General features: G+C 30.4%; 20 protein-coding genes and 2 pseudogenes. 6 read left to right on the forward strand and 16 right to left on the reverse strand.

What is annotated here, in order from left to right; genetic code table 11:
* Positions 1–9: 9 nt before the first annotated feature.
* The 16 genes and pseudogenes from ACVWNY_RS14730 to ACVWNY_RS14805 all read right to left on the reverse strand — a co-directional run bounded on the left by ACVWNY_RS14730 (position 10) and on the right by ACVWNY_RS14805 (position 14,594).
* Positions 10–699, reverse strand: coding sequence for a nicotinamide mononucleotide transporter (locus ACVWNY_RS14730; protein ID WP_454072282.1), 690 nt, complete (start codon positions 697–699; stop codon positions 10–12).
* 2 nt (positions 700–701) lie between these two features.
* Positions 702–1,436, reverse strand: a complete 735-nt coding sequence (locus tag ACVWNY_RS14735; RefSeq protein WP_454072283.1) for a nucleoside phosphorylase — start codon at positions 1,434–1,436, stop codon at positions 702–704.
* Positions 1,433–2,086, reverse strand: a complete 654-nt coding sequence (locus tag ACVWNY_RS14740; protein ID WP_454072284.1) for a Crp/Fnr family transcriptional regulator — start codon at positions 2,084–2,086, stop codon at positions 1,433–1,435. The genes ACVWNY_RS14735 and ACVWNY_RS14740 overlap by 4 nt, the downstream gene beginning before the upstream one ends.
* Positions 2,087–2,421: 335 nt before the next feature.
* Positions 2,422–2,580 (reverse strand): annotated as a pseudogene (locus ACVWNY_RS14745) (site-specific integrase); the annotation flags it as partial.
* 307 nt (positions 2,581–2,887) lie between these two features.
* A complete protein-coding gene (locus tag ACVWNY_RS14750) occupies positions 2,888–3,583 on the reverse strand; it encodes a helix-turn-helix domain-containing protein (protein WP_454072285.1) in 696 nt (231 codons plus the stop codon).
* A 304-nt stretch (positions 3,584–3,887) separates the two neighbouring features.
* Positions 3,888–6,131, reverse strand: a complete 2,244-nt coding sequence (locus ACVWNY_RS14755; RefSeq protein WP_454072286.1) for an ATP-binding cassette domain-containing protein — start codon at positions 6,129–6,131, stop codon at positions 3,888–3,890.
* Between the two features lie 161 nt (positions 6,132–6,292).
* Entirely contained in the window at positions 6,293–6,967 is a 675-nt protein-coding gene (locus ACVWNY_RS14760; protein WP_454072287.1) for a class A sortase, read from the reverse strand.
* Positions 6,968–7,773: 806 nt separating this feature from the next.
* Positions 7,774–8,301 (reverse strand): pyridoxamine 5'-phosphate oxidase family protein, encoded by a 528-nt coding sequence (locus tag ACVWNY_RS14765; RefSeq protein ID WP_218327718.1) that lies wholly within the window; start codon positions 8,299–8,301, stop codon positions 7,774–7,776.
* Positions 8,302–8,318: 17 nt separating this feature from the next.
* Positions 8,319–9,707, reverse strand: a complete 1,389-nt coding sequence (locus ACVWNY_RS14770; protein ID WP_454072288.1) for a M24 family metallopeptidase — start codon at positions 9,705–9,707, stop codon at positions 8,319–8,321.
* On the reverse strand, positions 9,697–10,086 hold the full coding sequence (locus ACVWNY_RS14775; protein ID WP_454072349.1) for an NADPH-dependent FMN reductase: 390 nt from the start codon (positions 10,084–10,086) through the stop codon (positions 9,697–9,699). Before ACVWNY_RS14775 ends, ACVWNY_RS14770 begins: the two co-directional genes overlap by 11 nt.
* Positions 10,087–10,471: 385 nt before the next feature.
* Entirely contained in the window at positions 10,472–11,239 is a 768-nt protein-coding gene (locus ACVWNY_RS14780) for a DeoR/GlpR family DNA-binding transcription regulator (RefSeq protein ID WP_218327719.1), read from the reverse strand.
* A gap of 635 nt (positions 11,240–11,874) precedes the next feature.
* A complete protein-coding gene (locus tag ACVWNY_RS14785) occupies positions 11,875–12,882 on the reverse strand; it encodes a linear amide C-N hydrolase (protein WP_218327720.1) in 1,008 nt (335 codons plus the stop codon).
* Between the two features lie 612 nt (positions 12,883–13,494).
* The gene (locus ACVWNY_RS14790; protein WP_454072289.1) at positions 13,495–13,728 is read right to left on the reverse strand and encodes a hypothetical protein; all 234 of its coding nucleotides are present in this window, start codon (positions 13,726–13,728) and stop codon (positions 13,495–13,497) included.
* A complete protein-coding gene (locus ACVWNY_RS14795; RefSeq protein WP_218327721.1) occupies positions 13,725–14,078 on the reverse strand; it encodes a hypothetical protein in 354 nt (117 codons plus the stop codon). The genes ACVWNY_RS14790 and ACVWNY_RS14795 overlap by 4 nt, the downstream gene beginning before the upstream one ends.
* Positions 14,079–14,308: 230 nt before the next feature.
* Positions 14,309–14,401: pseudogene (locus ACVWNY_RS14800) on the reverse strand (DNA/RNA non-specific endonuclease); the annotation flags it as partial.
* A gap of 31 nt (positions 14,402–14,432) precedes the next feature.
* Positions 14,433–14,594 carry a DNA/RNA non-specific endonuclease gene (locus ACVWNY_RS14805; protein ID WP_281419053.1) on the reverse strand — a complete coding sequence of 54 codons (162 nt, stop codon included), beginning with the start codon at positions 14,592–14,594 and terminating at the stop codon, positions 14,433–14,435.
* A gap of 642 nt (positions 14,595–15,236) precedes the next feature.
* Between ACVWNY_RS14805 and ACVWNY_RS14810 the strand changes: the two genes are divergently transcribed.
* The 6 genes from ACVWNY_RS14810 (at position 15,237) to ACVWNY_RS14835 (ending at position 19,708) form a co-directional block, all read left to right on the forward strand.
* Complete coding sequence (locus ACVWNY_RS14810) at positions 15,237–15,608, forward strand: hypothetical protein (protein WP_454072290.1); 372 nt, start codon at positions 15,237–15,239, stop codon at positions 15,606–15,608.
* 400 nt (positions 15,609–16,008) lie between these two features.
* A complete protein-coding gene (locus ACVWNY_RS14815; RefSeq protein WP_218327723.1) occupies positions 16,009–16,506 on the forward strand; it encodes a GNAT family N-acetyltransferase in 498 nt (165 codons plus the stop codon).
* A gap of 100 nt (positions 16,507–16,606) precedes the next feature.
* A complete protein-coding gene (locus tag ACVWNY_RS14820) occupies positions 16,607–17,293 on the forward strand; it encodes a CPBP family intramembrane glutamic endopeptidase (protein WP_218327724.1) in 687 nt (228 codons plus the stop codon).
* 158 nt (positions 17,294–17,451) lie between these two features.
* On the forward strand, positions 17,452–18,021 hold the full coding sequence (locus tag ACVWNY_RS14825) for a GNAT family N-acetyltransferase (RefSeq protein ID WP_218327725.1): 570 nt from the start codon (positions 17,452–17,454) through the stop codon (positions 18,019–18,021).
* Between the two features lie 61 nt (positions 18,022–18,082).
* On the forward strand, positions 18,083–18,406 hold the full coding sequence (locus ACVWNY_RS14830; RefSeq protein ID WP_438721035.1) for a tRNA-binding protein: 324 nt from the start codon (positions 18,083–18,085) through the stop codon (positions 18,404–18,406).
* A 1,050-nt stretch (positions 18,407–19,456) separates the two neighbouring features.
* Entirely contained in the window at positions 19,457–19,708 is a 252-nt protein-coding gene (locus ACVWNY_RS14835) for a hypothetical protein (protein ID WP_218327430.1), read from the forward strand.
* The last annotated feature ends 424 nt before the right edge of the window (positions 19,709–20,132 follow it).

Below are 20,132 nucleotides of genomic sequence, written 5' to 3' on the forward strand. Positions count from 1 at the left end.
TTCTCCTCTCTATTCTCCAAACCCATACCATAAGACAAGTGCTTTTACTGAGTTTAGTAAAAACATAAATGTCATAGCTAAATATACTAGAGCTGCTGGATTGGCGCCACTTATATAAACATATGATTGTAAGCATAAATTAATTACATTAATCACTGTAAACCCTACCCAACCGATTGCTTTACCTTCAACCATCAAATATTGGGAAACTACTTGTATGATGAATACAAGTGCGTTACAGTATATGACCCATTGTGGCGCATTATTAGGAAGTATTGTTGAGCCATAAGTAAGTAATAAGATGCCTCCTGCAACTGCAATGCATAGTGATACGATTAAGTTAGATTTAGTAACTTTAGTAACTGCTATTTGTTTACCTAGCGAAAAGAAACCTTTCAAATAAATAAAAAATGCATAAATTCCCACAAACATCATTCCAGATAAGCCAAACATATAATTGTTAAAAGTATCAAATAAGGCACCAACTACTCCTAACCCTGTAGCGAATTTACCTGATTGGTTAGCTAATAATAATACAACTGTCATTCCTATGATACTGCCTAAAAAAGAGGTAACCGTTGCTAAAGTAATATTTCCGTTGCTACTTATAATAGTACTTATAATAACTAAAATTATTCCTAGAGAGATCCAACCGATGTCCCATTGTTTGCTGTTTAAAAGTGAATGTACTTTCTTCATAATTAATCTCCTTCTGTTAGAATTTTTAAAGCTAATTGTATAGATGTTTTTTCTCCCTTCAGCATTTTTGCATTACCGTTCACCAAGTCATTAACCCCCTCTTCTAACGATTCATTGAATTCTACTACTGTATTTAAAATAGACAGCGCTTTAATTCCGCGTACAGCTGCAATGACATACAAAATACTTGTTTCCATATCTGATGCAAGCACATTGTATTCAGACCAAAAGGATTCTTTTTGATAATTAGTTTTCATGTAAAATCCATCATGACTTCTTATTATCCCATATTTAATATCTTTTGTAGAAATTCTAAAAGAAGATTCTAGAAAAGTATTGTTTGGACATGCGGGAAATGACAAAGGTAAATATTCTTTAGACAAGCCGTCCTCGCGAACCACTCCTGTAGCAACGACGACATCTCCAATACCCAAATTATCATTAAGAGATCCACAACTACCTACTCGTACAATTTGGCTTACACCAATATTAAATAATTCTTCAATCGCTATTGCAGTTGAAGGGGCTCCAATACCTGTTGATAAAATTAAAATTTTTTCTCCACGATAGTAACCTACAATTGATTTGAATTCTCTATTAAATTTCAGTTCTGACTGATTATCTAAAAATTTTGCTATCTTGGAAACTCTAGCTGGATCACCTGCGATTATTGCTTTTTTAACATTAATCGAATTTCCTAACTGAATATGAGCTTCTACCTTTTCAATATTTGTCATATACTACCTCCAAATTTTTCTAATAAATCAAAATCATTAACTTGTATATTTCCATTGCTATTCATAATTATTTGTTTTGACTTTAGTTCTAACAAAACTCTATCGACGCTTCTAGTAGTCGAAGAAATTTTTTTTAACAAGCTATTTCTTGAAATAATACTGTTATCTGGTGAAAGTTGAGAAAGTATCAAACAGACTTGTTCCTTTGTAGTCAATAAAGAGTATGTTTCCACCAAATTGCTTAGTTTATATATTTGGTTGCATAAAGAATTTATAAGAATATTATTCAGATGATTATCTAAGGATAACCATTCAAGAAATTGTTTTCTTGGTATTTTCAACAAAATGATTTTACTCGTTGAAACTACTGAAGAACTAAAAGGCTGACTATTAAATATTTCATGCTCACCAATAAAATTTCCGGATTCATAAGAATCTAAAATAATTTGTTTGTCCTTAAAATTATCAATAAAAATATCTACAGTTCCATTTACTATATAAAAAACATGATCATAGATGTTACCACGAGTTAGAAAAAATTCTCCTTTTGAAAATTCTACAATTATAATTTCTCGAAGAATTTTATAAGGACAATACTCTAATAGTTGAGTTGCAGTTGAGTATCTTTTAATCAAATTATCTATATCCATAGTAGTTATCCCCTCTTTTTATATGATTTTAAAGTAATTTTCGTACTGAATCAACGTCAATAGTCTATAAATGGTTGCATTATATGAAAGCGTTTTATGTAATTGTTAGACAAATGTCTTTTCAGAAAAATATTAAAACAGTAATCTGTTTTTCGTTAGATTCCTGTTTTGAGTTTGGCTTCAATATATAGAAAATTACTTGGTATAACATTGTGTATTTTTTTAATTGTGAATAAAAAGTGTCACCTGTGGGTATGCTAGTAATATTTTTTATGAGCAAAAAAACTCTCGTCTAAAATGAGAGTTGACTAATAATTTTATTCTACAGAATCCTTAACATCAGATAATTTTAATTGACGTAAATCATAAATTATACACGCAGTATTTATGCCTATAGAAAATATTAAAAGATTTCTTTCTCTATATAAGGTACTAAACAAAATTTTTAACATATCTTCTATTTTTTTATCTCGAATAGGTGAAACAGTCTTTATTTTTATCAGCTTGTATTAACGTTACATAAATATAATATGTATCGTTTAATACTTTGAGAAAATAGAAAAAACTCGTTAAAATCAATATCTCAAAAACATTTAGAGTGTTTGATAAAATAATTAAAAGTGATAATAGAACTCTCCAAAAATCACAAACTAGGACAAATGAGGAATGTTGAAAAATTGGGATTCTGATCAGTCATTTTAGCTAGACCAATTAAAATTCACAAAAGAAGCCCACCAAAGGCTTGGTGGGCTTGCTCCTTGGGTTAAGCTAGATTATGTTGCCTTGCCAGTTAAATAACGGTTAATTAGTAAAAATTCGCTTAAAATGATTTGATGAAAATTCGTCATCTGAAGGGACATATTTTTTTTCCATATTTTCTCTATAAGCTAGGGGAATTGCTTCCCAAGATAAAAAAGCTATCGATTTTACATACAAGCCCTTGTGCTGAACCATTGCATAGTTTTTATTTTTAGGAGATTGTCCTCCTTGAAAAGTTAATCTAGTAACGTCACCAAAAGGAGAATCTAAAACAATCATATTTTTATAAGGATCTGGAATTTGTACGTCTTTACTAGTTTCGTTGAACTCTTTTCCACCGTTGTAGGAAACATCTGTTGGAAGTGTGACATACCCAACATCCATTTTCATCAAAGGATTGAATCTATCTACCCATTGATTACGATATTGATACATATTTAAAAATATTGCTATTCCTATAAGTGTAATAATTAAGCCAAATAAAAGATATTTATAAATATTTTTCAATTTAAGATCCATATCAATTTTTTTAATCATTGTATTATCCTCCTTCAAAAAATCGTCTAAGGATAAATTAAATAGTTCAGATAGTTTGATAATAAGAGAAATATCGGGGTAGGTGCGCCCATTTTCCCAACTAGAAATAGTTTTATCTGATACATTTAATAAATCACCTAAATCTTTTTGTGTTAAATGGTTGAGTGTTCGATTATCTTTGATTTGCTTACTAATTTTCAACTAAATAACCTCCTTGTGTTTAAGTATGCTTCATGTATTAATTTTAACCTACCTATTGATTGTAGAAGTAAGTGAAAATCGTACTCTACAAATCATAGAGTACGATTTTATCACTTTTTTAACTTAGAATAATGTGATTTACGTAAATAAACAGAAAAGAGCAGACCCAGATGGGTCTGCTTTTAATATTCAAAGTTATGTTAAGTATATCACTATTACTAAAATAAATATTCTTTATAGTCGACAGGCTATTTTAAACAAAATAAACTTGGATTAGTGGGCATTAGATTTTTTGAGTCATTTTTTACATATAAACACCTGTAATCTTGTCATTCGAACCGGCTAATTTTAATGGAGTACCTTCAAATATTAATGCACCACCTTTGGTACCACCTTCGGGACCTAGCTCAATTATCCAATCTGCCTGCTTAATAACATCTAGATGATGCTCCAATAAAACGACAGTATTACCTTTTTCAACTAATCGATTGAATAATTCCATTAAGTATTCAATATCTTTTAAATGTAGTCCATCAGTAGGCTCATCTAGTAAATAAAAAGCCCCTTTTTTGTGTAACTGATTAGCTAGCTTTAATCGTTGTAGCTCACCTCCGGAAAGGGTAGTAAGAGATTGATGCAGTCTTAAGTACCCTAAGCCAACTTCAATAAGTGTTTGTAGATCTGATTCAAATGAAGCATCTTGAAAGAAAGTACAGCTTTCCATGACTGTCATATCTAAAATATCTACAATAGTTTTTTTTCGATAAGTGTAGTTCAATACCTCGGATTTGTATCGTGAACCTTTACAAACTTCACAAGTAGTGACAACATCATCCATAAAAGCCATATTTGATGTAACAACCCCTTTTCCTTTACAATGGGGACAGGCTCCTTGAGAATTATAACTGAACAAAGTTGAGCTAACATTGTTTGCATTCGCGAATAATTGACGAATTTTACCAAAAATATCCAGATAAGTTAATGGAGTCGATCGTAAGTTAACGCCTATACTCTTCTGTGATATAGCAACTACTTCTAATTGTTTATCAATCGCAGTTTTGCGGATTATTTCCCCCAATGATGATTTACCTGAACCAGCTACACCACATAAAACAGTCAAAGTTTGTAAAGGAATGCTTGTCGAAAATCCTCTTAAATTATGTTCCTTTGCACTGTTGACTACTAAATAATTTTTTGCTCTACGTGGTTTTGTTTTTAAAGCAACCTTGGTTCTTAGTGCCACACTTGTAGCTGTATCTTGTTTTACAAACTCAGTATAAGGTCCAGCAAACTGAATTTGCCCACCGAATTCTCCTGCCCCAGGCCCTACATCAATGATGTAATCAGCAATTTCAATTAATTGCGGATTATGTTCTACTAAAACAATCGTGTTTCCTTTATCTCTTAAAGTACCTAAGGCCAGCTTAATTCGATCAATATCTTTTGGATGTAAACCTGCACTTGGTTCATCTAAAACATATAACACATCATTCAATGCATTGGTAATATATTTTGCAATACGAATTCGTTGAGCCTCTCCTCCAGATAAACTCCCCGTTGAGCGATCCAGTGTTAAATAACTTAATCCCAGATTATTAAGCGATCTTAAACGGCTAATTATTTCTACTTTAATTTCTTTGGCTAATTCATCCTGAATCGAATTTAGGAAATCAATTAAAGTTTCTAAGGGAAAACTAACCGTATCAGCAATATTTTTACCGTTTATTTTACAGCTTCTAACTTTTTCATTAACCCGACTACCATGACATGCAGGACAGAATTTAGTTGTAACAAAAGAATCAATCTTTTTTTTATGACGTTTAGCATCATCTTTGTGCAAAATACTACGATTCATTCTAGGAATAATACCCTCGTATAAAGCTGTTTTTGGCCAGCGGCTAGGCGGACTTTTTAGTTTTTGCTGAGGTGCATATAATAATAGCTCCAGTTCTTCTGGTGTATAGTCCTTAATCTTTTTGTTTAAATCGAATAAACCACTGTATGCATACCGTTTCCAACGCCAAGCATCAAAGCCAAAAGTTGGAAAATCAATTGGACTCTCGTTTAACGACTTATTGAAATCAATCAACTTGTGGATATCCATTTCTGTTACATAACCTAATCCATCACATTTAGGACATTTACCATCTGGATGATTAAATGAAAAGGAATCCGAATATCCAATAAATGGTTTTCCAACCCTAGAAAATAATAATCGCAAAAAAGTATAAATTTCTGTGTATGTTCCAACGGTGGAACGAGAATTCGCTGATAATTTTTTTTGCTCTATAGGAATTGCTACCGGCAAATTGTCAATTCTTTCAACAGTTGGCCGACCATATTTAGGCAACATGTGTTGAATATAACTAGAAAAAGTATCATTCAATTCTCTTCGCGATTCTGCAGCTAATGTATCAAAAACTAAAGAAGACTTTCCCGATCCAGATACACCGGTTACTACAGTCAGTTTATGTTTAGGGATCTTTACCGATATATTCTTTAAATTATTTTGTGTAGCGTTGACAATGTGAATAAAATTATTGTTCATTATTTTCCTCCAATATAAAGAAATTCATTCACTGAAATTTAATAAAATATTCTCATACTTTTATTAACCATGGAGTAAACTTCAATTGCTTTTTAATGCTCTATGCATATAATACACCGGATAGTTAAATTTTTACTTAGTATAATGTGATTTATATAATTTTAACAGGTCTTTTCTTCCAAGTTAAAAGCATTTGATACAGGAACTATTTGTTGTAGCTCTCCTTGAACTATTACTCTGTTTACTCCGCTAACATCTCCACATGTAATTAAAGTAACGAGTGACTTATCGGGTACTTCATCTAGCCATTGAACTGCTGTCGGATCAACTTTTTCTTTTGAAGTGACTTTGTATTCATAAATATTTTCTAAGTCAGTCAAGTAGACAGTTACGCCCAAACTAACTTTTCCTAGAGGTGAAAATAATAAGTCATCCTCATAAGCATGGTGACTTGCTAATCCATAGTTATCCACTCCCATTTGTTGATCTTCTTTGGTCGTGCCTGCACCCCACAGCAATGCTTCGTTGGATAGTCCCTTAAATATAGGTAAATTAATAGCTACGCTAGGTATCGCTGCTCCACCAATAGCTGGTAAACGTTTGTTAGGTAATTTAGCTCTTAACACAGCTTCACTACTAATAGGTTGCACTCCATCAAAATCAAATGTTTCTTTCTTATTTTGATTCTTATGTATTTCTTTTTTTGTTACATTGGAAACTTGATAATTTTCACTTGTTTGACTAATGATAAGATTTTTTATCTGGTTATTAAAAATTAAAGCTAATCCAATTAATAATAAAAGAATTAAAGGGATTGTTTTAACTATTTTTTTCATATGTACATCTCTTCTTTTAATGGATATAAATTTAGATTACATTGTCCAGTTAGTAAAAACATTAAAAAGTTAAGAACTCTGAAATTTCCAAATCTAAGTATATATTTTCAATCTTTATGTTAAATAATAGATTAAATGATTAATAGTCATACCTTATTTGACTCAGCTATAATTAGCAGATCAACGATTTGTTGTTCCTCTAATTTTAATAAATAATCTTGTTTTACTTTTTTTAGTAAATCTAATAGCCATACATTCAAAATATCTCCTGAACTAGAAAAATAAAGTGTAGTTTCTAACCCGTATCGGGTACTTATTACCGCTTATATAATCAGTGGAGATAAATTTTTTTAACTGTTCTCTTGTAAATATAAACTCTGAAAAAACTGTTGTGCCTTATTTTCAAAAATATCACCATTCTTTTATTAGTCATTATACCTTAATTTGATATATTAATTGAACATAAATTTTAGACATTAGTTTAAACTAGTAAGTCCAGAGTAAATTAAAAAGGTAAAAAAATTTTAAGTTTCTGACCCTTTAAATAATATTTATCAGTCAAGTAGTATGACTTAAAAGCAACAAATCAAAAAGTCCACCATAAGTACAGCTATAATGGATAATTTTAAATGTATCTAATGTTATACAACTTAGATCGAGTAACGCCCATACTATGTCCCATGTCTGAAAAAAATAATATACATTTTCAAAATAGAATATTATTGATAATAAAAGAACTATCCTAAGAAACAGGATAATTCTTTTATACACTATTCTCCAACACTAAATGGTTATCTTTATTTTTATCAAGTATTTTTGGTTCTAAAATGGTGCTTGGCACTTAAATGTTGCACAGTAAATTTAACTACTTTTACATAATCTAAATCATGTTTTTTGTAGTCTGAATCTGAAAATCCGCCTTCTGTTTCTCTATTAATCAATAGGGTTAGTCCATGTGCTTTGTCTGTAGGGTTTTCTAAAACCTCTCCAATAGCCGTTCCTATAATAGACTTGTAATTAGTTGTAAAATTATAATCATTTTTTTCTACAGGAGACCATAGACTTGTTTCTGTTTCGATATTAAAGCCTACGTGAGGATTTTCCTTAATTAAATCAATTTTTCGTCCAGCAGGAGCACCGTGAATATATATAGTTAGTACATCATTGACGTATTCATAACCATAATCTGTAGTAACTACATACGGATAGACGCTTTTTTTATCATTAATCCCCCAGTGAATATAATGAGCTGTTTCAAATATTTTAATTATTTCCGAAACATCAGTTACTTGATCCTTGGTTCTCCTCATTGGAAATTCTTCTTTAAATGTCATTTCTCTATCTCCTTAATTTACATTTCTTCAACTTTGAAAGCAGTCTTGTGATTTAATAAATAGGGTCTGTAATACCCAACTATATCATTTAAAGGTAGAACATCTTCTGAGATATTAATATTTAATTCTTTCTTCAAGTACTCTTTACGTCTGATTATTCGTGTCCATAATTCCGGGTAATCATTTTCTAACTCTTTCCTTAAAGATTCATCAGCAATAGCAACTCCGTCTTCACAGCCTACGCCACCTAATTCATCTATTTTTGGTATTATATCTATTTGAAAAAGTTGGCCACTTTTTATTTCAATAGGAGATTTATCATAAAAAGGTGAGGACATCCACTCCTCATCGGCAACGAAATGTCCTGGATTTAGTTCCCAGTGATATTTTTTTTGTGGAAGTACTTCTTCAATTTTTCTAAAGATTTCTCCTGCCTTGCAACCAACATGAATGCTTTCTAACCAGGTTACTAATGCAGAGTAATATGGCTTAGCCAAAATAGCTTCGTAATTTTTTTCTGGATCGGACAATTCATCTTTGCTACTTGCAACATATGCTGCTCTACTAGAAAGACCTCCTTTGTATCCAACGGAAGCAGAGAATTTATCCCCTAGAGCTAATTCTTTATTTCTAGGATACAATGTTGCATTTGAAAATCGGTCTCCTGTGGAACAGATAGTTGTCACATTGTTGGGTTGTCCAAACAATGTTAAATAATTTGCTATTTCAAGCTCTGTCTTTCCTACATTTATATGATTAAGCGTATTTAAAATTCCTATACCGGAAAGCGTAGCACCATATTCATAATGTGCTATTTCATTCGAATTATTATATATTCTCAAACCAGAACGTGGTGATATTAATAAATCACTTCCGTTAGTAATTTTTTGATCATTATTCACTAACTTTTTAATATTATCAATAATATAGTATGGTATGTCAAAAAGATATTCGTTTTTTTCACATTTAGAAGTAAAATTTTTCCAACCAATAACAGCTACTTTAGTATCTTCTTTTATTTGAGCATTTTTTAAAAAAGAAATGAACTTTGCATCATGCTCCATCGGTTGATTAGGTAGAGAAAAGTATGGTACGTGAATTAAGTGTGCATTTATTCTTGAATATTCTACCATTTTAGTATTCTCATTACCCAATAGTAAAAAGCTATCACCATTTACATGAACAACTAACAAAGCTTCTTCAAATCTAGGAATAAAACCTGTGAAGTACTCGAAGTTAGAACCATGTTCTCTATCGGCATAAATTAGAACAGTATCTAAGTCTTTCTCCATCATTTTTTTCAGCAGATTGTTTTTTCTGTTGTCCATTGTATTTTGAGTTAAGTCAACTGGGATAACGTTGTTGGATAGTATCGGTTCGGCTAATTCTACTAATTTAATTTTCATTTAAATCTCTCCTATTATCTTTTTTATTGTGCATATCTATGAAGATAGAAAAATTATCAAAGCACTTTTCTAAAAATTTTATGCTTTCATCGCATGTCAAACCAGACATTTGGTTTAAGTTTTCTTTTGCATTGCCAAGCATGAACTCATTCCTAAACATAACATGAGCGTTTACCTTAGGAGAGTCTAAAATATCTCTTAAATGACTTTGAGATCTCACTGTTCCTTTTACTCCATAAGAAGTTCCAACAATCATTGTTGGTTTACCATCTAAAGGATGAACTTGAAAGAATAACCATTCTAGTATACTTTTTAAAGCTGAGGTAATAGAGTGATCATATTCAGGAGAACTAAAAATAACTCCATCACTATTTTCAATTTATTCACTTAACTTCATTACACATTTAGGTTTTTTACATTTTTAGAAACGCGAAATATTGGAAATCTACTTAATTCAATAATGTTAATTTCAGCTTTCTGAGAAAAGTGCTCCTTTATAAAATGCAAAAGAATTCGATTATATGAAAACTCTGCATTTGTCCCTAAAATAGCGGTAATTTTTTCATTTACTATTTCATCATCCTTTCTTACTGAAAACCCTCAAAGTAACTATTTGTACCATATAGTAACTTTATGTAACAAAAAAGTCAACGAAAGTAACAGCGAAAATTTAAATTTTTTAGGTTATCAAAAAAAACTACTTCCTAAAGTAAACATGGAAGTAGTTTTTTTAACTTGTATACAATATTTTAGTTTATGTTTTGTCACGTGCCTGCAATTATTAAACTATCTTTCTTGACTAAGTAATTTTCTAATAAATTTTGTGCATTCTGATAATCAGTAATTATTTTATCAAATTGATTAATTGTACCAAATGAATATGTAAAATTTTTATTGATTTTACTTTTGTCAAAAAGTAGTATTTTATTTTTCGAATGTGTAATTATTTTTTGCTTGACAAAGGCATCTTCTTTAGATTGAACACTCAATCTGCCGTTTTCAGAGATACCTTCGACACCTAGAATACAATAATCAAAAAATAAATTGTCAATATAGTCTAAGGTGTCTACCCCTAAAAACCCATCTGAAAGTGGTCTATATGTTCCTGGAATAATATTAAGCTTTAAGTCCTCAATTGTTGAAAAATATTTCATAATTGATAAAGAATTAGTAAAAAAATTAGAACTACGTTTACCTTTTAGCTCCTTTGCAGCGTAAGAAACAGTTGTTCCTGTTTCTAAAAAGATAGTGTGTCCATCATCTATCAACGAGCTTACTTTTTTTGCAATTTTTTTCTTTTCATTAACAAAGATATCATTTTTTACATGAATAGGATATTCGACTATATCAGTATCAATGTACATAGCACCGCCATGGAATAATTCTACAACACCTAACTTTTCCAACTCACTAAAGTCTCTATTTATAGTCATTTTTGAAACTTTCAATTCATTAACCAACTCGTTTGTTGTAGCTGTTCCTTGCTGTTTCAATTTTTTTAAAATATATTTTTGTCTTTCCTTTAAATTCATTTTTACTTCTCCTCAAATAAAATTATAAGCATAAAAAGATTATACAAAGGCTTATATGTTTAAATAGTCTCTTACTTAAGTTCATTTTTATTACTACTCATATTAAAATTCATATCAATCAGAGTTTAAATAAATTTTGACGAAAACTTTACTAACAGTTTCAAAATCAGATTTACTCATAACATTTAAATATTTATACTTATACAAGGCTTGTATCGGGACTACACCCGAATTTTTTAATAAACGGATCATTAATTCAAGGACTTCTTTTTGCTGATTGGTTAAAGTAATCATAATTCACATATTCAATCCTATCATTAAAAAATTTTTATATAAAGGTATCTTTATTATTATTCTACACGAAAAGCGAAGTTTAAGCTTTATATTTAATAGATACGTAAAACAGACAATTGAGAGGGGTGTAATTTCGACAACTCAAAAAATCCATTATAAGTATACCTATAATGGACAATCTTATTTTTGAATTATATATCTAAACAAAAAGATATACCTGTGTTCGATTTAAAAATACAAATAAAAAGAGCCAGAAACATGTTTCTGGCTCTAAAAAAGTAATTATAGAATTAAGCTGAAGTATATATTCTATTATTCTTTTCCTAGATTATTTATATGTTTTAAACTTCATGATACAAATTTTTTTCTAAATTAATTTTTATAGATCCCGGTTGATCACCAAATTTATTCATCAAAGAATCTAATGTCACTTTTGTAAATGTCTCTGAAGCAGTAGGTTTTAATTGCAATTCTTTATTATTAATATCATATCCTGCCCAATAGGCAGTATAATCTGATTTTGTAGGAGAATCTTTTTCTATACCTTTTGGAATAATAACTGAACAAAAAACATTATATAAATCATTTAGTGCATGTGAATCGTCAGGTTTATCCATCATTTTAGATAAAAGAGTAATTTTAATATATCTTGAGGGGCTAGTGTAATCACCTGGCAATCCATGGAGACCCGATCCGCTCTCAATGTCTTTAATAGTTAAGTCTCCTAACTCAAGAAGAGGCTTAGTGTAGTCACTCAAATTTACATAATTCCTTAAATTAGTTAAGTGCCAATCATATGTTGGACTATTTGCAATAGAACCTGAAGTATTTTCATAAACTTTTAGTTCCCCATTGTCTACAGCTTCTAATATAATAGATTTTCCAGATGCATCTGTAAACATCTGATGTAATGGTAAAAAAGTTTCTAAGTCTAACATTTTATTTCTTGTAGACTTGTTTATAACTGCTAATTTTGAAGCAAGAAATGCCACTTCTTCGACATTAGCGCACTGCGATAAAAATAAAGCTACTAGCTCATCCATTACAACAGGTTTTTTGTCCTTTTTAATTAAACTTTCTTCACTAGTACAAGTGGCTTCTTCGAAATAAAAGCAACCTCCAGTTAAACCTTCACTATTTATACCGTCAGTCATCAAGAAGGTATCTGGCATACCCATTCCAAAAAAAGAATATTTAGAATGTATGTTACCTGAAATCATTGAAAATTCTTTACCGCCTGGAAAATAAAGCAATTCTCCACCACTGTTAAAAAAATCAAAAGCAAAGTCCATAGTTCTTGCCCAATAATAATTACCTTGGTTTGATGAAATAGTTGTTCCTGTACACATAAAAAAACCTCCATCTTAAAATAATTTATTAAATTAACCATAGCCCATATTTCTTGGTTGCACCTTAATCATGTAAACTTAGTTTGCTCAAGTCACTATATAATTTCACTGTTGTATCAGTAATACTATTTATGACCATTTTTTATAGCCCTATAATACGCCTAAACAATTTTAAATGCTAGAAATATCTATATAGTAATCATATTAATGTGCTATTTTTCAGTTTAACGGAAAATACTTTAATATAGGATTCTTTGGAAAGTAGAAAGTGTTACCTATGGATATACCCAAAAATAACACTTATAGTAGTAAATCATTGGACACTAGTGTAGACTAATTAATTTTGAGTAAATTAAAAGAGTCAAAAATTTTTAAGTTTCTGACCATTAAGAACTATTTAATAGTCACACAAAATTGACAATAAAAAGTAACATAGAATCAACAAATCAAAAAGTCCATTATAAGTATACCCATAAGTAACACATTCAATGTTCTGTTTCTGTTATATCAGTGAATTTTAGTATTAAGAGTTTACTTTCAAAATTTTTCTCTACGGAATATAACACTATTAAAATTATACTGGTGTATTTACAAATTTTAAAAATATCTATGTCATTTAGAGTACGTTATTACTCGATTTTTATACCAATCAATATCCAAATATTTTTCCAAAACCATATCCAATATTTTTTTTGTAAAGATTTGTCGATTTATCGAAATTTCTATATCAATAGTGTATTCATCTATTTCAGAGCAAAGAAGAATAAAATGTGAAGCAGTAGGATGAAATTTTATGTTAACATTTTTCCCTTCAATTTGACTGTAATATTTTTTTAATTCTTTCAAAATTCTAGATCCTTTTGGGTTTGCTGCATGCAAAACATGACATCTAAGAGCATACCCAACTGCACCAGATAGATGATAGGCGTATTTTTTTTCGTTATTACCAAATCGGCTTTAAATAAAGGAGAAATATTTTCATTCCACCAGTCAATATAATCTGTATCAGCAGATTGTTTACCATCATTCCTGTCTATTGAAGAGCATATATCTGGAAGTATCAAACAACAGATAAAAGCGGCCCCATAAGCTTCTCTTTTATAAGCAGAATCTATATCATCTAGTAAAAAAAGTAAATTCTGTCTTTTTCTCTCATCTTTTACCTTCATTAATGCCATATCATTTATATTCTTCATAAAACAAATCTCAACTCCCTACTTTTCCAGTAACGTAGTCCAACGTATAACCATCTTCCACATTGTAAATAAATACATTGTAAATAAATACATTGTAACTGATCGTGGTATCTTCCACGCTCTACGCTTCCATTTGCACCCCACGACAAAGTAACTCGGTTTCTTTGAAAAAAGGTCACACAGTAACACACATGATTTTTCGTCTGTCTCAGATAGTCTGCTACTTGATGCTCATATTGTACCATGGTTCCTTGGTTCATTTGTTCTGTCCCTGTAAAAAGGTTCTTCCAGTTGTCATTTTCTCCTGTCAGTTGGTAGCCCAGTAAATGACTACGATTATATAATCATTTCCCATTAGATAGTTTTCTGCTTCCGACCTGTCGGATAGACGGACGAAATATCGCCTCTTTCTTCTTTCGGCATTAAATCATGACCTAACAACGCATTGGCGACACCAACACGATTCAAATTGTCTAAGTCTGAGAAGATTTGCCATGAGCCATTAGCCGGTGACAAATCTTCCTGATTAAAAATTCGATTGATTATTATTGATAGTTACGACTTTGTTCGTGCCTTCATAGTCTAAATTATCGACATCTTGGTTCATTGTTGAATTAGTGATCTCAGAGGTGATCGTTGTATTTGTCTAGTCTTTTGCTGTCTGTTCCGTATCTCCCATGCAAACAATCCAACAGATATTGGGATCAATACACCTAATAAGTCGTTATTGATTTTTTTCTTTTTCATAGTCAATTCCTATAAATATAATTAAAAGGTAATCCCGAGTAAATGCATAGGTCGAAGCTACCATTTATTTCAATCGCGATATTTATATCGTTTGTTACCCATGAACACATCTATACTTATTCGTCTCTTTATTTCTGTCTTTTTAAATGTAATGAACCTCAACCGATAGAATTTCATTCCAGTCACTTACAATCTCTTCAAAACGGTTTTTTACATCTCCTTTGCTAATGGCCGTTATGAGTCGAGGTATCTTTTCATTTTGTTCCCCGCTTGTTTACCAAATTAAAAAAGTATCCATTTCCTCACTCATTTATCTCGGTCGTTTACGGAATATTACTCCCATTTACTTCTCTTAATATTTGATTTATTATTAATATTCAATTAAATAATTCATCACTTAGGAGGATTTATATGAATTACAAAGAAAGAAAAGATTATTTGTTTTATGTTTCAATAGCTTTTTTAGTAGGGTCTTTTCTCTATGGTTGCTTGGCTTTTTTTCCATTCATTGATTCTTCTCTTGATCTTCCTATGAAAACCAAAGTTATTAATTTTATTTTGTCTACGCTTCTAGGTGGATATTTAATTTGTTCCATCCTATCTGGTATTTTACAATTCATTCGATTCATCAAAAAGCAATCTAGACTAGTCAAAATCTTATCGATTGTCTTCTTCTTAATAACTGTTCTAATCATTATTGCAGTTGGTTTCTTTTCAACTCTTCCATACTATATCTACAATATCTGGCAAGTCAAAAAGAGAAAAATTCTGATAGAAAAGTAAACCATATTTTTGAGAGCGATACCACTTAATCTGTTGGTATGCATGTTGTCTCGATATTACTAAGATACTCCTTGCCTTTAAATTTTTCATAAAGTAAATAAGATTTTTCTCCTTATGCAAATCTGAAACCGTCTTTTTAACAAATTCTATATGTTCTTCAATCCTTCCAACTTTTATACTAGTATGTGCGATTGCTGAACTTTCTAAAATTTGGTTTTCTCTTTTTTGGTCAGCTATCTGATTCATTTCATCATTCACAATCCCTTTCTTAATTTGGTAATATTGAGGGTTGGTAGACTTATCATGCTTACTTTTTTATATGACAGTCGTTAATCCGTATATTAATTTTCTAACCATAATTGAACATTTTCAAAAAAATATCAGAAAGGACCACTGTATTATGATGCTTGAAACTAAAAGATTATACTTAATCCCCTTAACCGCTAAACAACTTGAATTATGGATAAATGATCTCCCAAGACTAGAAAAAGATTTAAATTGTCAGTATTTTGCTGAACCTTTACAAGGCTTTTTTCTAGAAATTGTTGCTGAACAATTGAAAAAAACTAAAAAAGATGAAAAAAATTACTTATATCATACGTTTTGGTTTTTAATACGTAAATCAGATAATGTCGTAGTTGGTTTAGCAGACTTTAAAGATATTCCAAATCTAAATCATGAAATAGAAATTGGTTATGGTTTAGGGGAAAACTTTAGACATCAAGGCTTTATGACTGAAGCTGTGCAAATAATGTGCGACTGGGCAATCAATCAAACCAACGTTTCCTTTGTTATCGCTGAAACTGAAATTGACAATTCTCAATCGCAAAACATATTAAAAAGCTGCGGTTTTGTTAAATACAAACAATCTGAAACCGCATGGTGGAAATTATCCTAAACAACATACCAAAAATACCTTTATGCAATCTCAGTCATTAGCGGAATTAACTATATTAATTTTTTTTGGTACAATTAAATAAAAAATATGGAGCGACCTATTGAATAAGTATATGACGGGTAAAAAAATGACGAAAATTAGTAAGCCTGTATTAGTGGCTGTAATCCTGACTTTTCTATATGGGATATTTTTTTACTTCTCTACTTCATTTTTATGGAACAAAGGCTGGTTAATCTCGCTAAAAGATATCACCTCACAAAATATTTGGATTAAGTTTTTATCAGACATTATAACTAATCTATTATTTGTCATCCTAATTTTTGCCCTGATCTTTTTGAAAAAAAGACCATTAAGTGAAGTGGGCCTCACGAAAAACTCTCGGTTGATAAGTGTGCTGCTACTAGTAGTTTATTTAATTATGTTTTTGTCTAACGGAGATTTCACAGTAAAAGGGGTTTATTTAGCTTTCTTTTACTTAGTTATTGTCGCCTTCTCTGAGGAATTTATTTTCAGAGGCTACTTATTCACAATAATAGATCAAGAATATGGTTTTCGAATAGGAATAATCGTTAGTGGTTTGCTATTTGGTGCTATGCATGGACTTTTACCAACAATTATTGGAAATGGTTCACTTGCAGATTTATTTACCAACATTTCAAGTAATTTATTAGGTCAAGGGATTGTTGGTGGCGGACTATTTGCTTTGGCTTATAAAAAGAGTGGAACCTTGTTTGTTCCAATTTTAATCCATGCAATTTTAGATTATTCGAGTGTCCTATTTGGGTAAATTAAAAAAGCATCTTTATTTTTAGTCATTAGTTACACAATTGTCTCAACTACATGAACTTCCATTCCGTTAAAACACCTTTTTATATTCAAAATAAATTGATTTTATGAATAGTATATGGGATAATTTCCTTTAATATTTTGAAAGGTTTGATTCTAATGAGTGACTTATATATAAAGCTTGCACAACATCCAGTAATCAATTCGGAACGCTTAATTTTAAGACCGATGACCTTAGATGATACGAATGCATTATTTGAGCTCACTTCAGATTTAGAAACAGCAAAATACGTGTCCAATATCCACAGAAGCTTAAACGATGCAGCTGATTATATCGTAACCAAATTTTTGAATGCACCTTTGGGTCAATTTGCTATTGAAGAAAAATTAACTGGTAAAATGATTGGCAGTGTAAGTTATAATCGCATTGACTCCCTCATGAAAACTGCTGAGATTGGCTACATGCTTAATCGCCATTACTGGAATAAAGGATACATGACTGAAACTTTAAAAACTATGCTTGAATATGGCTTTGAAAAATTTGAATTTAATAGCTTGATGGCTGTTTTCGATAAAAATAATATAGCATCACGCAAAGTTATCTTAAAAAGTGGCTTAAAATATCTTTTCGAAGATCCTTATTCGAGAAAAGACTTTATTGACCCACAAAAAAATGTCACCGATGTTTTTTATCGTCTGACAAAAGACGAATACTTTCATCCAGAATAATTTCCCATAGGATTTCTAGTGACTTTTTACAATAGAAAACTAATACTGGAGGAAATATATTATGATTACAATGGAACAATTTGACGAAGTTGAAATGAGAGTTGGTACAGTTACAAATGTTTCTTTAAATAAGAGAGCAAGAAAGCCTGCGTATAAAGTTACAGTTGATTTAGGAGAATTCGGTAGTAAAAACAGTTCAGCACAACTAACTAATTATGAGGCAGAAGAACTTATTGGTAAACAAGTAGTCTGCGTCTGCAGTTTTGCACCAATCAGAATTGGGGACGTTAAAAGTGAGATTAGAATACTAGGTAGTGATACAGATTCTGGCTGTATTTTATTAACTTCACTAAGTAAAGTAAAGAATGGTAGTAAGATTTTTTAACCTCAACAATTTAAAATAATATTACTAGATTACTGCTTGTCTTCTGACAGGCAGTTTTTTTTTTCTTCGTTAATCTATTCCATCCATCCACTCAGTTATCTGCATCGTTTACGGATTAAAACCAAGAATTTTGTTTTTTTATATTTTTTGAAATCATTGTTATATCTTCATTTATAGCTGATTATTCCGAAAAAAAATATTAAACTACTCGATTTTTTTGCTATTTTTTTTATACTTAGACTAGCTTAATAATTTTTTTTAATGAATAATCATTACACCTCTATTTAAGCTAGTTTGATATTAGTTTTTCTTTATCTATCTTCACTTTTTACGATAGATAAACAATTTATTATTGTGGTTGAAATTGGTATTTTAATTATTGAATATGGCTATAAGTAGATACTTGTCACGTTTTAAAATGTAGGTTCGATTCCTACCCTCCACATCAAATCTAACTAAGCGAAATACTATCTTTGTTATCAGAAAGGAGAAATAAAATGTTTTTAATATTCTTAGTTTTATTTACCACAAGTTTTTTAGCATTTACAACCTATGACAGCTATCCTGCAAAATATCAAAAAGTATCTCTATTCTTTTCATTTGCTTTTCTTGTCCTATTTTTATACTTTTTACCAATCACACATATACGAAGCTCCTTGTCTTTCTTTGAAAATTCTGCTGCAAAAAGGGAGCAAATGATTCAATACATAAGGAATCCACATAGTATTCTAATTCATACATTCAAGTAATTTTTTATTTACTGAGCCATCACCTTTTTAATTTTTTCAACATCTTTCTAACGTCTACAATATGTTTCATTAGTAGAGTCTAATTCATTTTATTTCTAGTGCAATGAATTTTTGAATTCCTTTATTATCAGGCTTTATATCGACTTTTAACTTATCTTATAACAACATTACTAGTATTATATTAACCAGCATTTTATAGTATCTCTAAACCAAAAAGGAGATGATATTATGTTATTAGCAACAATTTTACTTGTTAAAATGGTACACATGTTTAAATTCTAATGAAAGGTGGGGATAGATCATGAAATTAATTTTTTTAAGTTTTTTAGTAATCAGCTTTTTAGTTGGCTTTTTGGGGACTTGGTACTTTAGTGAGAGAGATGGCAAATACTATAAAATTTCTCTTGTAACTGCTGGGGCTTCGCTTATACTTTTTTGTGCCTTCTTTCCAACAGATAAAGTGATTGATCACATGAGTACAATTGACACATCTGATTCTGTAGTTAAAACAGATGTTTATACAACACGAAAAATTTCACACAAAAATTTTTAACAAATTTTATAGAATTTAAATTAATTCGAGAGGAAATCCATTTGATACATTTAAATCATTCAAAATGAAAGCATCTATACTAATTCAAATAGTAGGTGCTTTTTTCTTTTCTACAATAATTTCTACTTAACGACACTTTTATTTTCATGTTAGTAGGTTAGAAAATAAAAAAACTTCCCACCTGTAGGAATAATCTCTTGTCCCAAGTATGAGGCGCTCTTCTATATATTTTTCCTATCTCTGAAAATATCTCATGCCTCCCTGAAGTAACTAGCCATCACTCAGATCACTGCCAATTCTATATATAAACAGCCAGCCTTTCAACATATCTTTACTTAAGAGTATCTGTGATTTTCTGGATGTAAAACAAGTAAATACATAGTAAATACAACGTTAGGTTTAGTTAGGTTTTATTCACCAAAAA

The organism is Enterococcus sp. JNUCC 77, from assembly GCF_054819945.1.